Here is a 19,189-nt window from a genome sequence, read left to right as displayed (position 1 = left end):
AGGAAAACTGTTGACAAATCATTTCGTTTGAATACGATTGAATTCAACCGTTTCGCCGGAAAGGAATGGACATGCTTCCGAGCCCCGCCACCCCGATGTCGCCCCTGTCGGCGCGCATCCCCAGTGATCTCTATCTGTGGTTGAGCCAGTTGCCGCTGGACGGTGCGCAAACCAACAGTGACAAGCTGCGCGTACTGCTGGGGCAACTCAAACGCCAGCACGAAGGCGCGCTGGATTACGGCGCCACCCACGCTTGGCTGCGAGATTTGCTGACGCGCCAGCGCGAAGCTTTGGTGCAGGTTGAAGGGCAAAGCAGCCAACATTCCGAAGTGCTGGCCCTGCTGATGGAGCATCTGACCGCCGCGATGGCCCTGCTGTTGAGCCACCCGTTGGAGAACGAAACCAACGTGGCCCGGCTGGAAGGTGCGCTGGTGCGCCGTGCCTTGGCGATGGGGGAGGCCCTGCTGCGCCAAGCCATCACCCCCGAGGCGGCTGCTTTTGACACCGGTGTGGTGCGGCAACACATCGCCCCGGTGCTGGCCCTGGCCGGTGTGCTGGCCAACCTCGACCCGGGCATTTCACAACCGTCTGCGCAAGGAGTCTGAACCATGTCCGAAACCCTGAAAAACCGCGTCGGTCGCGTGATGACCGGCAGTGTGCATGCCTGGCTGGATCGCCTGGAAGATCAGGCCCCCGAGGCCATGATGGAGCAGTCCATCCGCGAAGCCGCCGCCGTGGTGGACGAGGTACGGCACGAGTTGGGCCAAGTGGCTGCACGCCGCCATCTGGCGCAACAGCAACATGCCAACCTCAACACCCAGCACAGCACCCTGGCGGATCACATCGAACTGGCCCTGACCCAAGGCCGCGAGGATTTGGCCCGGGCCGCCGTGGCGCGTCAGTTGGACATCGAGGCGCAATTGCCCGTGCTGGAGGCCACGCTGGCCGAGCAAACCCAGCAGGAAACGGAGTTGCAAGGTTACGTCGCAGCCCTGCTGGCCAAACAGCGTGAAATGCAAGAGGCACTGCTGGCGTTTCGGCAAAGCCGGGCGGCGTCAAGCACCGCAGGCACGGCGGGCGGTGGTGCTTCGGCGGCCAGCGCGGGGGCGCGGGCCGAGCAGCGCATGGCCCATGTCACGGGGGCCTTCAACCGTGTTTACACCCGGCAAACCGGCGTGGCGGGCACCAGTACGTCCGCCCCGTTGAACCAAGGAGCGCAGTTGCGCCAATTGGAAGACCTGGTGCGTGATCACCAAATCGCCGAACGCCTGGCGCAACTCAAAGCGGGGCGCTCATGAACCTGTTCACCGCCCCAGAGACATGGCCGTTCGGCGTGGGGTTTGCGCTCATCGTCGGACTGGCGCTGATTGAAGGGTTGGGCATGCTCATCGCCCTCAGCCCCAGCAGCGTGGTGGATCACTGGCTGCCTGACTTCCATGCGGACAGCGCCCTGGATCAATGGCTGGGCTGGTTGCACGTCGGCAAAGTACCGGCGCTGGTGCTGCTGTTGCTGTTCCTGACCGGCTACACCGTGTTCGGTTACAGCCTGCAACTGGTGGCACAGGGCTTGTGGGGCGCTTATCTGCCCGCATGGCTGGCCGGGACGCTGGCCGTGCCCGCCGGGCTGGCGACGGTGCGCAGCCTGGGGGCCTTGATCGCCCACATCATCCCGCGTGATGAAAGCAGCGCCGTCAGTGACCAAACTTTGTTGGGACGGGTGGGGGTGATCAGCGGCGGCATTGCCCGGCGCGGCCTGGCCGCCCAAGCCCGTGTGCGCGACAGCCTGGGCCGCACCCACTACTTGATGGTCGAGCCCGACCTGGAAGCCGATGTATTTGAAGAAGGCACGCAAGTGCTGATCGTGCGCAAAGTCGGCGCGTTTTACCGTTGCATCGCCAACCCCCATCCGGGTCTGATGTGATGCCTGATCATGAAGGAGAGGTGTGATGGAGTCCTTGTTGCATTTGCTGGTGCTGGCCGGCGTGGCCTTGGTGGCTTTGTTGGCCATTGGTTTGGTGTTCGCACGGCTGTACAAACGGGCCACCAAGGAGACCGCGTTCGTCCGAACGGGGTTGGGTGGGCAGAAAGTGATCATGGACGGCGGCGCCATCGTGCTGCCGGTGTTCCATGAGCGTGTGCTGGTCAACATGAACACGCTCAAACTGGAAGTGGAACGCCACCAACGCGAAAGCCTGATCACACGCGACCGCATGCGCGTGGACGTGACAGCGGCGTTTTTTGTGCGCGTTCAACAAACCCAGGAAGCGGTGAGCATTGCCGCGCAGACCTTGGGCGTTCGCACCATGAGCCCGGAGGAGCTGAAGTCTTTGGTGGAAGACAAGTTCGTGGATGCCTTGCGGGCCACAGCCGCCACCATGAGCATCCAAGAATTGCAAGACAAACGCCGCGATTTCGTCCAAGCGGTGCAAAACGCCGTGGCTGAGGATTTGGAAAAGAACGGGCTGGAGCTGGAAGCCGTGTCCCTCACCAGCTTGGATCAAACCGACAAGCAATTCTTCAACCCCAACAACGCCTTCGATGCCGAAGGCTTGACGCGCCTGACCGAGCAAACCGAAGCCCGGCGCAAGCAGCGCAACGATGTCGAGCAAGACACCGAAGTGCTGGTGCGTACCAAGAACTTGGAAGCCTCGCGCCAAAAGCTCACGATCGAGAAGGATCAGGAATTTGCCTCGCTGACGCAGCAGCGCGAGATTGAAGTGGCCAAGGCCGAGCAGGCCGCGCAGATCGCATCGCAACAAGCCGAGCGCAGCCGTGAGGCCGAAGCCGTGAAGATCGAGGCCAGCCGGCAAGTGAGTCAAAAGCGCATCGAAGCTGAGCGGGAGATTCGCGCAGCAGAAATTGAGAAAAACCTGGCCATCCAAACCCGGGAAATTGAGCTGGAGCGCAAAACCGAAACATTGCGTGCTGAACAGCGTAAGCAAGTGGAAATCGCTCGGCAGGAGATGCAAATCGCCATTGCCACCAAGTCCCGCGAGCAATCGGAAGCCGATGCGGTGGCCAACTTGGCCCGCGCCGAAGCCGCCAAGGCCGAAGAAGCCGTGACCACGGCACGCCAAGTGGCCGTCGCCGAGCGGGACAAGAACATTCAACTGATCGAGGCGGCTAAAGAGGCCGAGCAAAGCGCGATTGCCGTCAAAGTCTCGGCCGCAGCGGAGAAAGAAGCCGCGATCGACCGGGCCGAAGCACTCACCATTGAGGCGCGGGCGCGCCAAGCAGCGGCGCTGGCGGAAGCCGAGGGCAAGCGGGCCATCAACGAGGCTCAGAACACGCTGTCGGCGGCGCAGATCGATTTGCAGGTGCGCACCCTGCTGTTGCAGCAACTGCCCCACATCTTGGAACAGGCCGTGCGACCGATGGAGAAGATCGACTCGATTCGGATTTTCCAAGTCAACGGTCTGCCAGGCGCAGCGGGTACCACAGGCGAAAGCGCCACCGCCCACGGTGCGACGTTTCCCGAACAGGTGATGAATTCCGCGTTGCAGTACCAACTGGCCAAGCCGATCGTGGATGCGGTGATGAAGGATGCGGGCTTGGCTAACGAAGGTATCACTGGAGTGGCACAGGCGCTGTCCGAAATGCTGCCGTCACCACGCGGTCAAAATTGATTTGACGAATATCAGAAGGCGATCTGAGTACCGGAAGCATCTACACACAATTAACAAACTGTTTCAGCCTACATCAATTCTTCTCAGGCGGAAGCAGGATAGAAACGTACCGCTTAATCAGCTACTATCTTTGAGGCACTGTTAGCCTCATCAGTACAGAAATCGGAGTTAGAACATGGCAGACTTCAACGGCACGTCCGGCAATGACAACCTGACAGGCACCTCTGGCGATGACTCCCTTCGGGGTTTGGAGGGCGATGACTCGCTCGTCGGCGGTTCTGGCAACGACATCCTGCGCGGGGGGGTCGGGAATGACACCTTGGTGGGTGGAGCCGGCAATGACACGTACTACGTCGACTCTCTGCTGGACGTCGTCACCGAGCTGTCAGGTGAAGGAACCGACCTCGTTTATTCCAGCGTTAGCCATACGCTTGGCGCCAACCTTGAAAACCTGACGCTCACCGGTTCGGTCGGTTTGGCCGGCACCGGCAACAGCCTGAACAACGTCATCACGGGCAACACGGGCAACAGCACGCTGTCGGGTTTGGCGGGCAATGACACGCTGATCAGCAGCACCGGCACTGACACGCTCATCGGTGGTACAGGTGACGACGCCTACACCATCAACAACAGCGCCGATGTGGTGGTGGAAGATGCTGCGGCAGGCACGGACACCGTGACCACCAGCATCAGCTACACCCTGTCAGACAACGTTGAGAACTTGGTATTGGCCGTTGGTGGTTTGTCTGGCACCGGCAATGCGCTGGCCAACGCCATCACCGGCAGCTCCGGCAACAACACCGTGTACGGCCTAGCAGGCAACGACGTGCTGGATGGCGGTGACGGCAATGACTCGCTGGTGGGGGACGCTGACAACGACACCCTGAACGGCTCCGCCGGTGCTGACACCCTGCGCGGCGGGACGGGCAATGACTCCCTCACCGGCGGCATTGGCAACGACTCCGTTATCGGTGGGGACGGCAATGATGTGCTGAATGGTTCTGCGGGCGTCGATACCCTGGTGGGTAGTCTCGGTAATGACACATACTATGTGGACAGTGCCACCGACGTTACCGTAGAGTCCCTGGACAGTGGCACCGATGGCGTGGTCTCCTCCGCTGCGGCGTACACGCTGTCTGACAATGTTGAAAACTTGGTGCTGGCCGTTGGCGGCCAGTCTGGTACAGGCAACGGCCTGGCCAACGTCATCACGGGCAGCACAGGCAACAACACCATGTTTGGCCTGGCAGGCAGCGATACGCTGGATGGCGGAGCCGGCAATGATTCTTTGCAGGGCGGGGATGGCACCGACAGTTTGTCGGGTGCGGCCGGTGACGATACGCTGATCGGCGGAGCTGGTGCTGACACGCTGGATGGCGGTGCTGGTAATGACTCTTTGCTCGGGGAAACTGAGAACGACACGCTGTACGGTGCTGCTGGCGCCGATACCCTGCACGGGGGCAAAGGGAGTGACTCGTTGGTCGGCGGTGATGGCAACGACTCCCTCTCGGGCGGTGCCGATGATGACACGCTGGACGGCTCTGCCGGTACCGACACCCTGGTGGGTAGCACGGGCAATGACACGTACTACGTCGATAGTGCCACTGACGTCATCACAGAAGCCCTGAACGAAGGCACTGACAGTGTGATCTCGACCGCAACGGCGTACACCCTGGCGGTCAACGTCGAGAAGCTCACCCTGTCGGGCACTGCTAACCTGTCGGGCACGGGCAACGCACTGGACAACACTTTCTTCGGCAACGTCGGTGACAACACGCTGGTGGGTAACGACGGCCATGACACCTTCCACGCCGGCGCTGGTGCCGACTACATGGTAGGCGGCAACGGCAATGACAGCTATGCGGTCGATCAGCTCGGAGACACCGTCATTGAGGCCGCCGGTGCGAACACGGGCACTGACACGGTTCTCGCCACCATCAGCTACACGTTGGGCAGCAACTTCGAAAATCTGGTGCTCGGTACCGGCTCGAACTTGTCGGCGGTTGGCAACAGCTCGAACAATGCCATCACTGGCAACGAAACCAACAACTTCATTGATGGCAAGGCGGGTAGCGACACCCTCACCGGCGGTGCAGGCGATGACACGTATGCGGTCGATGCCTCGGGGGATGTGGTCATCGAAAATGCGAGCGAAGGCACTGACCAAGTGAACTCGTCGGTGTCCTACACCCTGGGCGCCAACATCGAAAACGTGACCCTCACTGGCACGAGCAACCTGAACGTTACCGGAAACACCGGGAACAACGTCATCACGGGCAACTCGGGGGCCAACTTGTTGTCGGGTGGCACTGGCACCGACGTGTTCACAGGTGGTGCAGGTCATGACACCTATGTGGTGGACTCGGCCGATGACGTGGTCACGGAAGACCTCAATGCGGGTACGGATCAGATCAACACTTCGGTGAATTACACGTTGTCCGCCAACGTGGAAAGGCTGCTGGTACTGGGCACTGTCGGCCTGTTGGGAACTGGGAACGCACTGGATAACCACCTCACCGGTGCCTCGGGCAACGATACCCTCCTGGGTGGTGACGGCAGCGACACCCTGCTTGGTTTGACAGGCAATGATGTCTTGCGTGGTGGCGATGGTGATGACTTCTACCGGGTCGATGCTGCTGGGGACAGCGTCGTCGAAGCGGCTGCCGAAGGCACCGACACGATTCAAGCAAGCGTGTCCTACACACTCGGCGACAACATCGAAAACCTGACGCTCATCGGGACCGAGAACGTGAATGCTACCGGCAATGAGCTGGTCAACATTCTGAAGGGCAACGTAGGGAACAACCTGCTGGACGGCGATGTAGGTGCCGATGCCATGGCAGGTGGGGACGGCAATGACACCTACGTGGTCGACGATGTCGGCGATACCACCAGTGAACTGGCCGGTGGTGGCACAGATGAGGTGCAGGTCTCCATGGATTGGACGCTGGCCAGCCAAGTCGAGAACTTGGTGCTGCGCGGGACCAATTTGGTCGGCACCGGGAACGAACTGAACAACGTGATCACGGGTGATGCCGGCAGTGACACCCTGGACGGTGGCACGGGCGCAGACACCCTGGTGGGCGGTGGTGGCAATGACTCTTACGTGGTCAACTCCAGCACAGACTCGGTGACCGAAGCGGCTAGCAGTGGAAATGACACGGTATCTGCCTCTGTCAGCTACACCCTGGGAGCCAACATCGAAAACCTGCTGCTGAGCGGCTCTTCGGATCTGAACGGCACGGGGAACGCGGATGGCAACCTGATTCGAGGCACCAGCAGCTCCAACTTGCTGGATGGCGCGGCCGGTGCGGATACGCTGGAAGGTGGCGATGGGGATGACACCTACGTTGTAGACCACGCAAGTGACACCGTCACTGAGGCCCTGGACGCTGGCACCGATGAGGTGCACGCTTCACTCGACTGGACACTGTCTGCCAATGTGGAAAATCTGCTCCTGACGGGCAGCACCGACATTGATGGCACAGGCAATGCTCTGGACAACCTGATCACTGGCAACACGGCTGGCAACCTGCTGGACGGCGGTAGCGCAGGCGATGACACTTTGGTGGGCGGTACCGGCAACGACACCTACGTCGCTGGCACGGGCAACGTGACCATCATTGAATGGGCGGGAGAAGGCACCGACTGGGTGCAATCCGCCGCGTCCTACACCCTGGCCGCCACCCTGGAGAACCTTACGCTCACGGGCACCAGCACCATTGATGGCACCGGTAACGCTGCCAACAACATCATTCAAGGCAACAGTGCAGCCAACCGCTTGGATGGTTTGAAGGGCAATGACACCCTGACGGGCGGTGCCGGTAACGACACTTACCATGTCGATTCGGCTGGTGATGTCATCACGGAAAATACGAACGAGGGGACTGACTGGGTCGAAGCTGAATTCAACTACACCCTGAGCAGCAACCTGGAAAACCTGACCCTGGTGGACAACGGGTACAACCTGTCCGGCACGGGGAATGACCTGAACAACAGCATCACCGGCAATGGTGCTGACAACTGGCTGGATGGTGGCGTTGGCCAAGACTCCCTGGTTGGCGGTGTCGGTCACGACACCTATGTGATCGATGACGTTGGTGATGTGATCACCGAAGAGGTCAGCGAAGGCACTGACGAAGTGCGATCGGCCATCAACTACACCCTGGGCACCAATCTGGAAAACCTGACCTTGACGGGGACAGGTAACCTCACCGGGACGGGCAACACGCAGGGCAACGTCATCACCGGTAACACGGGCAACAACACGCTGGATGGCGGTACGGGGAATGACTCCTTCGCTGGGGGCGTGGGCAATGATGTGTACATCGTTGACGCGGCGTTGGACGTCATCAGCGAGCTGGGTGGTGAGGGTACCGATGAGGCCCGGTCTTCGGTGTCTTACACCTTGGCTGCACAGGTCGAGAACCTGGTGTTGACCGGCACGGGCAACATCAACGGCACGGGCAACACCCAAGCCAACAGCATCACCGGCAACGCAGGCGATAACAGCCTGAACGGTGTGTCCGGCGCCGACGCGCTGACCGGTGGTGACGGTAACGACACCTACGTGGTCAACTCGGCCGATGATGTGGTCACGGAAGTGCTTGACGAGGGCACTGATTTGGTCGAGTCGTCGGTGGATTGGACGCTGGGTGCCAACTTGGAAGATCTGGTGCTGACTGGCACGGGTGACATCGATGGCACCGGCAACGCGCTTGACAATGCGATCGATGGCAACAGCGGCGACAACTCCCTGGATGGGGCTGCGGGCCAAGACAGCTTGGTCGGCGGCGCCGGTAACGACACTTATGTGGTCGATGATGCCGCAGACGAAGTCACTGAAAACGCAAGCGAAGGCACCGATGAAGTGCAATCGAGCGTTAGCTACACCCTGGGTGCCGAGCTGGAAAACCTGACCCTGACGGGCACGGCCAACATCGACGGCATCGGTAACACGCTGGACAACATCATCATCGGCAATGCCGGTAACAACGCACTGGATGGCGACACTGGTGCCGACTCGCTGGCGGGTGGTGCTGGCAATGACACCTACACGGTCAACTCGTCCACCGACGTGGTCACGGAAGCGGCTGCCAGCGGTCAAGACTTGGTCAACTCGTCGGTCAGCTGGGCGTTGGGCGAGAACTTTGAAGACCTGACCCTGACAGGCACGGACAACATCAACGGAACGGGCAACGCGCTGAACAACGTCATCACGGGCAACACGGGTAACAACTCGCTGTCTGGTGGTGTCGGTATCGATTCGCTGCTGGGTGGTGATGGCAATGACACCTATGTCGTGGACGAGGCTGGCGACACGCTGACCGAAACGGCGGGTACGGACGAGGTTCAATCCTCGGTGAGCTGGACACTGGCCGCAGATTTCGAAAACCTGGTGCTGACCGGTACGGCCAATATCAACGGCACCGGCAATACTAGCGGTAACGAAATCGACGGCAACAGCGGTAACAACTCCCTGGACGGCGCAGCCGGCGCAGACAGTTTGGCGGGCGGTGCAGGCAACGACACCTACGTCGTTGACAATGTGGGCGATGGCGTCACCGAAAACCTGGATGCAGGTACCGACGAAGTCAAGTCGTCGGTTGACTACACCCTGGGTGCCAACGTTGAAAACCTGACCCTGACGGGCGCGGACAACATCAACGGCACGGGCAACGCGCTGAACAACATCATCGTCGGCAACACTGGCAACAACGCACTGAATGGCGACATCGGTGCCGACTCGCTGGCGGGTGGTGGTGGCAATGACACCTACACGGTCAACTCGTCCACCGACGTGGTCACGGAAGCGGTTACCAGCGGCCAAGACCTCGTCAACTCGTCGGTCAGCTGGACGCTGGGCGATAACGTTGAAGACCTGACCCTGACGGGTACGGACAATATCAACGGCACGGGCAACGCGCTGAACAACGTCATCACGGGTAACACGGGTAACAACTCGCTGTCTGGTGGTGTCGGTATCGATTCGCTGTTGGGTGGCGATGGCAATGACACCTATGTCGTGGACAACGCTGGCGACACGCTGACCGAAACGGTGGGTACGGACGAGGTTCAATCCTCGGTGAACTGGACACTGGCCGCAGATTTCGAAAACCTGGTGCTGACCGGTACGGCCAATATCAACGGCACCGGCAATACTGGCGGTAACAGAATCGACGGCAACAGCGGTAACAACTCCCTGGACGGCGCAGCCGGCGCAGACAGTTTGGCGGGCGGTGCAGGCAACGACACCTACGTCGTTGACGATGCGGGCGATGGCGTCACCGAAAACCTGGATGCAGGTACCGACGAAGTCAAGTCGTCGATCGCCTACACCTTGGGTGCCAACGTTGAAAACCTGACCCTGACGGGCGCGGACAACATCAACGGCACGGGCAACGTGCTGAACAACATCATCGTCGGCAACACCGGCAACAACGCACTGAATGGCGACTCCGGTGCCGACTCGCTGGCGGGTGGTGCTGGCAATGACACCTACACGGTCAACTCGTCCACCGACGTGGTCACGGAAGCGGTTACCAGCGGCCAAGACCTCGTCAACTCGTCGGTCAGCTGGACGCTGGGCGATAACGTTGAAGACCTGACCCTGACGGGTACGGACAATATCAACGGCACGGGCAACGCGCTGAACAACGTCATCACGGGCAACACGGGTCACAACATCCTGACCGGTGGTGCAGGTACCGACACGCTGGACGGCGGCACGGGCAACGACACCTACATCGTGGACGGCGGTGAAACGGTCACCGAAGCCAGCGGTGCGGGTACGGATCAGGTCACCTCGACCGTGACGTGGACGTTGGCCGCCAATGTGGAAAATTTGGTTTTGTATGGAGCCAATGCCGCAGGGGACAGCGCCATCAATGGGTTTGGCAACACGCTGAACAACGAAATCATCGGTAACGGTGCAGCGAACTACCTGGACGGTGGTTCAGGTGCTGATACCCTGAAGGGTCGCTTGGGCAACGACACCTACGTGGTTGACTCGACTGGGGATACTCTGGTTGAAGGTAACACCTTGGGTGGCACCGATTTGGTTCTGGCATCCGTGACCTGGGCGCTGGGCACCAACTTCGAGAACCTGACGCTGACGGGAACGGCTGACATCAACGGCGCCGGCAACAGCGTGAACAACGTTGTGACGGGCAACACTGGTGACAACAAGCTGAGCGGGGCTGCTGGTAACGACACCGTTGTCGGCGGTGATGGCGATGACACCCTCCAAGGTGGCACTGGCACCGACGCTCTGGACGGTGGCGTTGGCAACGATGTCATCTACACCGGCACGGCCGGTGGGGACAACGCTGCGGACGTGCTGGTCTTCGGCGAAGGCGATGGCAATGACACGGTCTACGCTTACGCTAATTCCGAGGGGGCAGCCGATGCCATCGGCCTCGATAGCACGGTGAGTGTCAACGAATTGGTGGTGTCGCGCAGCGGCGACGATCTGGTGCTGGGCCTGACCTCTACGTCCGACACGCTGAACGTGAAGAACTTCTTCAGCTACAGCGCATCGGATGAGTTCACGGTGGGCACCATTGGGTTCGCGACCGATTCGACCGCCACCTTGACCTATCAAGACATCCTGGCCCAATCGTTGATCGGTACGGGCGGTGACGATGTCCTGATCGGCTACGCCACCGACGACGAAATCATCGGCAACGCTGGCAACGACACGCTGCATGGCAACGGTGGCGCCGACACCCTCACCGGTGGCGAAGACAACGATGCCATCTACTCTGGCACGGTGTCTGAAGTTGACAACGAGTCCGACACCATCGTTTACGCGGTCGGTGACGGCGATGACATCATCTACACCTACGCCAGCTCCTTGGCGACGGCAGATGTCATCCAGTTGGGCGCGGGCATCACGGCGGCGAACCTGTCGGCCAGCCAAGATGGTCTCGATCTGGTGCTCGACATCGGTGGCACCGGCACGTTGACCATCGACGGCTTCTTCGAACAGAAGCAGGTGGGGGCCTACACGGTGGGCAGCATTGAGCTGGATGACGGTACGACCTTGGCCGTGGCCGACATCTTGGCGCTGATCGGCGATACCGCTGTTCCGATCGTGTGATGAACTGATGCATGACAGGGAAGGCAGGCCTTCCCTGGTCCGTGGATCAACGCAAGCGGGCCGGAAACGGCCCGCTTTTTTTGCGCCTATGCCATCCGCAGTGCTTTGGCGATGCAACCCCGCGCCACCGTCGGGCGGGGGACTTTGCCAGGCAGGTGGCGGAACCAAGCACGCACATCCTCGTCCAGCGCGACGCCGTGCATGTAGTTGTACAACGCTTTTTTGAGGCCCTGCCCCAAGGCATCGTGATCGGTGCCTGTGGGATCGATGAAACCCACATCGTTGCGGGCAAATCCCCCCGGCGGCAACGGTTGGAGTTGGATGCCGTAATCCTGCGGATGCTGCCCGACAGGCGAATGGACGGTACACGCAAAACGGTGGAAAAACCCACTGTGCAAACAGCCGTTTTCAAATAACTGGCGCACATATTCAAGCGCATCGACCGTGTCTTGCACGGTTTGCGTGGGGAATCCGTACATCAAATAAGCGTGAACCAAAATACCGGCGTCGGCGAATCCCTTGGTCACACGGGCCACTTGCTCCACCGAAACCCCTTTTTTCATGCGCTTGAGCAACCGATCCGACGCCACCTCCAGCCCACCTGTGACGGCGATGCACCCCGCGTCCGCCAATTGCAAACACAGCTCGGGCGTGAAACTCTTTTCAAAGCGGATGTTGCCCCACCACGCAATCGCCGTTCCCCGGCGCTGTAACTCCTCGGCCAGCGCCTTGAGTGATTTGGGTGGCGCCGCCTCGTCCACAAAATGGAACCCCGTTTGCCCAGTTTCCCGCACCACGGTTTCGATTCGATCGACCAGCGTGCTCGCGCTGGCGGCTTCGTAACGGGAGATGTAATCGAGGCTCACATCGCAAAAACTGCACTTCTTCCAATAACAACCGTGCGCCACCGTGAGTTTGTTCCAGCGGCCATCGCTCCAGAGCCGGTGCATGGGGTTGAGCATGTCCAGCAGCGACAGGTACTGATCCAGCGGCAAGCCCTCCCAGGTGGGCGTGCCTGTCTCCTCAAACGGCACTTCGGGTTCCGGCATGTGGTGATAAACCACGCGGGCCGCGCCGGTGTCGGACACCTCGCGCACAAAGGTACGCACCAAACGCTGGCGTGAACGTCGCCCCTGTAAATGCTCGATCAGGGCCAGCAGGGGGCGTTCACCCGCATCCAACGTGACGAAATCAACGTGATCAAACACACGCGGCTCGGCCAGCTCGCGCAGTTCGGTGTTCACAAACCCGCCCCCCAGGGCAATGGCCACATCGGGCGCTTCGGCTTTGATCGTCTGTGCGATGCGTAGCGCCGCATACACCGACCCCGGAAACGGCACGGACAGCAACACCAGCGTTGGCCGATGCTGCGCCAAAGCCTCGCGGGTGAGCTGTGCCAGCGTGGCATCCACCCAGTTGGGGGCGGCGGCCAGGGCCTGTGCCAACGGCTCGAAACTCGCTTGGCTGGTGGCCAGTTGTTCGGCGTAACGCACGAACTCGAAGCGGGCATCCACGGCCAGGCGTAACACGTCGGCCACGTCATTCAGATAGAGCGTGGCCAGGTGTTTGGCTTTGTCCGTGGCGCCCAAGGCACCGAAGGCCCAGAACAGCGAATCACCGCTGCCGTCATCCACATAGTTGTCCAACGAGGCAAACCGGGCGCCTTCGGGCAGAAAACTTCGGGTGTTGATGCGGTGGGCCAGCGTGCCATCTTTGCCCTGCAAGAACCGCAGAACGGGGCGCATCGTGAGACGGTAACGCTCGAATTCGTGCAAAAAATGGGCCACGGGCGCAGGGGGCGTTTGCCGTTGCGCGTGGTGGCGCTGGACACAATCCTGTGCCGCTTCGTGCAGCCGCAGCAGGCCTTCGGGAGACAACAGCCGCAGCACGAGTTTCAGGGCCAAATCGTCTTGGCTGGCGTGAACTCCGCGTGAGCGCAAAAAACCCGTGAGGTAGGCGGTGGCGGGGTAGGGCGTGTTGAGCTGCGTCATCGGTGGGATGAGGCTCAACACCCGCAGCGAGGCAGGAGCAGAGATCATGACAAGGAGCAAAAGGTCGGACGGTCAGACAGTTTCTTCGACGCCCCGGGCGTGCGGGGCGGGGCGGCAGTGGCGCACCATGCGCACCGTGTTGATGCCCTCCGCATGGAGGTAACTCACCGAGTCGCAGGCCATGCGGATGATGCTCAGGCCAAAACCGCCTTCTGGGAAAGCATTTAAATCGGTTTCTGGCAGGTGGGCAGGGGGCTCGAAGGGATCGCCTAGGCACACCACTTCCAGCATCAAGACCCCCAAGCGATCACGGCGGGCGATCAACTCGATCGGTGCATCAGCGGGCCGATTGACGGTGTGGCGCACCGCATTGGTGAAAGCTTCAACGGCGGCCAAGGTGAGCAAATCACTGGCACCCTCGTCCAGCCCCATGGTCTGGCATTGTTCGGTCACAAAGGCCCGCACCCCATGCAACTGCTCGACATGGGGGGGCAGTTCAAGGCGTTCGGTATCGCAGCCGCCGACCGGCATGTGCGCCATGAGCATGGTCACATCGTCGTTGAGTTGTACACCGTCGTGCAGCAGCATGCGGCGCAGGCGCTGCATCATGGCAGATGGCGGAGCGCAAGAGGCGACCAAGGTTTGCAGCGCCGCATGGACGCGCTCATGCCCCACACGTTCACCGTCGGGGCGCATGGCGTCGGTCACGCCATCGGAACACAAGAACAGCACATCGCCTTCGGCCAACGGCAACTCGTCTTGTTGGTATTGGTCATCGTCGAGCACCCCCAGCGGGGGATGTTGATTTTCCAAACGGCGCAGGGCTTGGCCTTGGCGCAGCACCAGGGGTTCTTCATGGCCGCATCCCACCCAACTCAGGCAGCGCCGACCCATGTCCAAGCGCACGTGACACAGGGTAACGAAGGCTTCTAAGGCTTGAAGATGTGGGGTCATGGCCCGATGCACCGCCGCCACGATTTGGGCCGGTGTGGCCCAGGCCGCCCCCGTGCCGGAGCTGGTGGCCATCAACTCGGTCATGGAACGGCAAAACTGCAACTTGGTGGCCGCCCCCATCAGCGCCGCCGACAGGCCCTTGCCCATCACATCCCCGACCACAATGTCCACGCACCCCTCACCCAGTTGGAACACTTCGACGAAATCGCCGTCGATGCCCTGGGAAGCTTGGTTGAACACGCTCACCCACAAGCCGGGCACTTGTTGGGACGGCGGCGTCACCAGCAAGGATTGTTGGATGCGGGTGCCAATGTCCAATTCACGCTGGTGGGCCTCCGCCAGAGCCATCTCTGCTTGGCGCAGGGCCGAGATGTCGGTTTGGATGCTGATGTACTCGCGGGGCCGTCCGTCGTCCCCGGGCACTGGCACGATGGTGCTGGCCACCCAATAAAAGCGGCCATTTTTGCGACGATTGACCAACTCACCGTGCCAAATCCGCCCTTGGGTGATGGTGTCCCACAAAGCCAGGTAAGTTTCTCGGGACTGCCGGCCCGATTTGAGCAAACTGTGCCGGCTGCCAATCAACTCCCCGGGTGCATAGCCGGAGATTTCGGCCAGCTTGGCATTGGCATAACGGATGATCCCTTGCGCGTCGGTGATGCTGACGATGGCGTGTTCATCCAGCGCCAACTTCTGGCGTTCCAAATCGGTGGCCAGCGTGCGGTAACGCATCAACAAGGCATCGCGCTCGGCCTCGACTTGGCGGCGGCGTGTGATGTCACGCAGGGTCATGGTGAAGAACAGCCCATCGCCCGAGCGCATGGGCACCATGGTCATTTCTGCTGGGAATGCCCCCCCGTCGGCCCGCAAAGCGTCGATTTCAACGCAGTGGTTCAGTGCCAGCAGGCCCTGGTCATCGGGATAACGCTGCCAGGCGTCGTGGTATGCCGTGCGATGCAGCGGTGCCAGCAAATCAAACAACGATCCTTGTAGCAACTGGCTGGCACTGCGGCCAAAAATCTGTTCGGCGGCTGGATTCAAGTCCACCACGCGCCCATCGCCATCAAAGGTGATGATGGCGTCCAGCGCCGATTCCAGCACGGCCCGCCGGCGCAGTTCCAACCCCCGTGCGGCGGCTTGCACAGCCCGCAGGTGCTGGCCGTGTTGTTCTTCACGGCGCAGGCTGCTGTGGAGCAGGCCCGCCATGCCGATGATGAACACACAAATGGCCAGCGTCACCCCGCCGACTTGTTTCATCGTGTGGTGCAGCGGCAAGTTGAGTTTGTCGTAGGGCACCTCCACCACCACCACCAGGGGCCAGTTGCGCAGGGCCCGGAAACCGATCAGGCTGGGTTGGCCCCCGAGGCCCGGGCCGATGTAGGTGGAATGCTCCACGTTGCGCGGCAAAAAATGGGTGAACACCTCCAGGTGGGACATCGATCGTCCCAACTCCAAGTCGGTGGGGCCGGCCAAAAACTGGCCTTCGGTGTAAGACAGCAAGGCCGCACGCGAACGTCCCCCGCTGAGCATGCGCTCTTGTTCGTTGGCCAGATAGTCGATGTTGATCAATGCCAGCATCAGCAGGGGCTGCCCTCGGACGCCTTGCACCCATCGCAGCATGGGCAGCACATAAGCCGCTTCTGGCTGACCCGGGCGCAGAGCGCGCAAGTCACGCACATCGCGCCCCGCCAGGAGACGGCCAGGGCGGGTCTCGGTGCGTGGCCGTTCGCTGTGCTCAAACAACCCCATGTCCACTTGGGCGCCGATGTTGTCCGGCTGCGAGCTGCCCAACACCCGCCCGTCCAGATCCAGCACCGAGACGCTGCGCAACAAAGGTTGGCGCCGGGAGCTGTCATGCAGCAGCGAAGACAGGCGTGCAGATTCTTCTCCCCCGGTCTCGTTCATGATGTCGGCGATCACGCGCAGCACTGTGTCGGCCATGGTCATGGTGCGCGAGGTTTGCTCCTCCAGCGCTTTGGCGTGGAGCACCACTTCGTCGGTGGCCCCTTGGCGGATGCGCTCTTTTTCCAACAGCACAAAACCAGCACCCACCCCGAGACACAACGCGCACAGCAGCCCCGCTCCCCACAAGGCCAGCAGGCTCAGGCGCCGCTCCGGCAGGGTCGGGGTTCTCATGGCTGCAATCGCAGTTCGTGAACAGGTGGCGTTGTGGCCGGCCAAGGGCCTGTGCCCATGGAACGGCCCCGGCCTTGGGCGAAGGCGGCGGCTTGATCGGCGTAATGGGTGTCGCCCCAGGCGCCGCTTTGCCCCACCGGCGTGCTACCCAGCGTCTGCGTCAGGTCGCCCCAATCGATCACCCGGCGCGTGGACGGGCCACTGGTGACCCGCCACGGCGCCGAACCGATCTGAAAGCTGTGTTGATGGGGCACCTCACGCCCCCCGGCCACTTCCAAGGGCCCCACGTTGAACACCCGATCCAACGGCGCCTGTCGTCCCAGGGGATGAACGTGGGTCAAGGTGTGGGCCCGGCCCCAGCGCCAGGTGGCCGGGTCATCGCCGAACGTGCGGCGCAAGTGAGCCCCAGCCGCTCGCCAAGCGTATTGGACGATGGCGCTGCGGGTCTCCTGCACCTGGGGCGTGTCACGCCGATCCCACCAAGGTGAGGCCGGGTCGAGCACCAGCCGCAAGGCGATGGACTCGATGTTGCGCGTGCGCAGCAGCAAATCGAAACCTGCCGGCCCCAGCTCATCGGACATGGCCGCCCGCAGCACCTCGTACAACCATTGATGGTGCAGGGTCGGGGCCACGTCGTTGACCCCATGGCGGCCATCCCATCGCGCCAGCAGGGCCAGCAGCCGCTGTTCACCCGCCGGCAAGGCGTCAGGGTCGCCCAACGCGGTGCGCAGGGCGGCGGCGATGTCGGACGCCGTGTCCCAAGTGTGGGCCAGTTGCAGGCGTTGCAGGCCAGCACTGTCCCAGCGCACATCCGGGTCGGCCAGCGCTTGGGTGAGCCAGCGGGCCCGATCGGGCGGGGCGTAATACCCGGGCACCGGTGCCATCGGTGCTTGGTTGGCGGAGACGATCAGGCCACCGGATGGGTTTTCCTGCTGAGGATTGGCGCTGAAGGGCAGCCAGCCGAGTTTGTCCGCTTCCGGACGGCTGCCATCAAGGACAAAGTGGGGGTTCACGCCCGCCGGACGAATCGGCAACCGCGCCGCCGACCAGTACGCGATATCTCCCCCCGCATTCGCCCACACGATGTTCAAGCCTGGAGCGTGGATCTGGCTGGCGGCCTGACGGGCCTTGTCCAGCGTGTCTGCGCGGTTGAGTTGGTAGAAAGCGCGCAGCAAGGGGTTGTCACTCTCCAACAGCGTCCACCACAAGGCGATGGGGGTCGAAGCGGGCAGAGCGTGGGCCGGTAGAGCGTCATTGACGATGGGGCCGTGGGGGCCATGCCGCAGCGTCAACGCCACCGATTCTTGGCCTTTGACGGCGATGTTTTCTTGCCGCTCGCGCCACGCCACCCACGCGCCGTGGTGACGCACTTGGCCCGGGTGGTCGGGGGAGGTTTGTTCGGCGATCAAATCCATGTCATCGTTTTGGAACATGGTGAGCGACCAACCAAACTGCGCGTTGTGCCCCAGCAATGCCATGGGAATCAATGCGGCAAAGTGGCCGTGCAGCGTGAACCCCGGGGCTTCCAATCCCGCCTCGTACCACACCGAAGGCACGGCAAACCCAATGTGCGGATCGCCTGCCAACATCGGTCGGCCACTGCGGCTGCGGGCCCCGCTGATCGCCCAAGCGTTGCTGCCTTCGAGCAACGGCAAGCCAGCGGCATCGGCGGCATCCAAGCCGAGCTGGGCCAGCTCCGTCAAGGCTGGCAGCGGCACGTTCGGTGCCATGCGGGCGGGCGGTGCGGCCAGCGGTTCGATTACGGACAGGTACGCCGGCCCGAGCTGATCCCGAATCTGCGTGAACACGGGTTCGGTGCGCAGCGCATTGGCGAAGCTGTAAGCCAGATAGCCGGCCACACTCAGCGTGTCCGCCGCAGCGAACGGGCGGCGCGGCAGGCCCAGCAGTTGGAACTCCAAGGGCAGCGGCCCGGTGGTGACGAAGTGATTCACCCCGTCCAGGTACGCTTGCAGCGCCAGGGTCGATGGATCGGTGGGGTTCAGGCGCTGGGCTTGGGTGTCTGCCCACTGTCGCACGGTGAGGGTGCGGAACAAACGATCCGTTGGCAGCAGTTTCGGGCCCAGCACCTCGGCCAGCTCACCGCGTGCCAAGCGGCGCAGCATTTCCATTTGAAACCAGCGATCCTGCGCATGAACGTAACCCAAGGCGCGATACAAATCGGCTTCGTTGGCGGCGCGCACATGGGGCACGCCCCAGCGGTCATAACGCACGCTGACCTCGGCTTGCAAGCCAGGCAACGACAGGGTGCCTTCACGCTGTGGCAGCCGCATGCGCACGTTGACCCACAGTGCCAGGGCCACCCCCAGCACCAAACCGCCCACAACCCACAGTGATCCACGAAGAAAGCGCCGCATGGTTGC

8 protein-coding genes are annotated in these 19,189 nt (G+C 61.8%); 5 read left to right on the top strand and 3 right to left on the bottom strand.

The window, feature by feature from the left end; translation table 11 throughout:
- Positions 1 to 71: 71 nt before the first annotated feature.
- The 5 genes from VITFI_RS17435 to VITFI_RS17405 all read left to right on the top strand — a co-directional run bounded on the left by VITFI_RS17435 (position 72) and on the right by VITFI_RS17405 (position 11,727).
- Entirely contained in the window at positions 72 to 605 is a 534-nt protein-coding gene (locus VITFI_RS17435) for a hypothetical protein (RefSeq protein WP_089418454.1), read from the top strand.
- A 3-nt stretch (positions 606 to 608) separates the two neighbouring features.
- Positions 609 to 1,298, top strand: a complete 690-nt coding sequence (locus VITFI_RS17430; protein ID WP_089418420.1) for a PspA/IM30 family protein — start codon at positions 609 to 611, stop codon at positions 1,296 to 1,298.
- Positions 1,295 to 1,921: a YqiJ family protein gene (locus VITFI_RS17425; protein ID WP_089418419.1), complete on the top strand. Its 627-nt coding sequence runs from the start codon at positions 1,295 to 1,297 to the stop codon at positions 1,919 to 1,921. Before VITFI_RS17430 ends, VITFI_RS17425 begins: the two co-directional genes overlap by 4 nt.
- Before the next feature lie 25 nt (positions 1,922 to 1,946).
- On the top strand, positions 1,947 to 3,626 hold the full coding sequence (locus VITFI_RS17420; RefSeq protein WP_089418418.1) for a flotillin family protein: 1,680 nt from the start codon (positions 1,947 to 1,949) through the stop codon (positions 3,624 to 3,626).
- A gap of 175 nt (positions 3,627 to 3,801) precedes the next feature.
- Positions 3,802 to 11,727: a beta strand repeat-containing protein gene (locus VITFI_RS17405; protein ID WP_157725774.1), complete on the top strand. Its 7,926-nt coding sequence runs from the start codon at positions 3,802 to 3,804 to the stop codon at positions 11,725 to 11,727.
- An 86-nt stretch (positions 11,728 to 11,813) separates the two neighbouring features.
- On the opposite strand, the gene VITFI_RS17400 is transcribed toward VITFI_RS17405, so the two are convergent.
- Genes VITFI_RS17400 through VITFI_RS17390 form a run of 3 tightly spaced genes read right to left on the bottom strand, consistent with a single transcriptional unit; the run spans position 11,814 to position 19,183 of the window.
- A complete protein-coding gene (locus VITFI_RS17400) occupies positions 11,814 to 13,766 on the bottom strand; it encodes a B12-binding domain-containing radical SAM protein (protein ID WP_089418415.1) in 1,953 nt (650 codons plus the stop codon).
- A gap of 24 nt (positions 13,767 to 13,790) precedes the next feature.
- Positions 13,791 to 16,808, bottom strand: coding sequence for a SpoIIE family protein phosphatase (locus VITFI_RS17395; protein WP_089418414.1), 3,018 nt, complete (start codon positions 16,806 to 16,808; stop codon positions 13,791 to 13,793).
- Complete coding sequence (locus VITFI_RS17390; protein WP_157725773.1) at positions 16,805 to 19,183, bottom strand: penicillin acylase family protein; 2,379 nt, start codon at positions 19,181 to 19,183, stop codon at positions 16,805 to 16,807. The genes VITFI_RS17395 and VITFI_RS17390 overlap by 4 nt, the downstream gene beginning before the upstream one ends.
- Between the last annotated feature and the right edge of the window lie 6 nt (positions 19,184 to 19,189).

Source organism: Vitreoscilla filiformis (assembly GCF_002222655.1).
Classification (GTDB): Bacteria; Pseudomonadota; Gammaproteobacteria; order Burkholderiales; family Burkholderiaceae_C; genus Ideonella; species Ideonella filiformis.
Note: the sequence above shows the minus strand (reverse complement) of the source record. Positions and strands in the feature narration are given on the sequence as shown.